We start from the raw sequence: 424 nt of genomic DNA, 5'->3' as shown, positions 1-424 counted from the left end.
CAAGCGATGGGCCTTTTCGTGGGCGGCCAGGATCGGCCAGAACGGGAAGCCTTGCGGCGTCTGGGCGGCATGAAGCCCGTTCCTGGAAACCGTCTCGCCGATCATGCCGGCGGCCGACTCAAGTTTCAGCGTGTCGGCGACGGGTAAGGCAGGCAGCGCTCCCTGGCGCTCGCCGATAGCGGCGATCGTACGGTCTATCAATTCGGCGTCGACGAACGGGCGAACGGCATCATGGACCAGAACCTGACTCGGTGCATGGCCTCTCAGCGCAAGCAGCCCGAGCCGGACGGAGTCCTGCCTGGACGCGCCACCGGTCACCGTGATGACTCGATCGGCGTTGGCTCCGGCGGCGCTGCGAAAAAGCGCGCTGTCGTCGGCGTGGATGGCGACGACGACAGGACCGATTCTCGGATGCGCCAAAAAC

General features: G+C 65.8%; 1 protein-coding gene. It reads right to left on the bottom strand.

The window, feature by feature from the left end; translation table 11 throughout:
• Positions 1 to 424, bottom strand: a 424-nt coding sequence (locus EOA86_RS38190) for a 2-C-methyl-D-erythritol 4-phosphate cytidylyltransferase (RefSeq protein ID WP_206630301.1), incomplete at both ends; no start/stop codon positions are given.

This window comes from Mesorhizobium sp. M5C.F.Ca.IN.020.32.2.1 (assembly GCF_004023105.1).
In the GTDB taxonomy this organism is placed as follows: Bacteria; Pseudomonadota; Alphaproteobacteria; order Rhizobiales; family Rhizobiaceae; genus Mesorhizobium; species Mesorhizobium wenxiniae.
The sequence above is the reverse complement of the archived record's forward strand: the minus strand, read 5'-3'. Positions and strand labels throughout refer to the sequence as shown.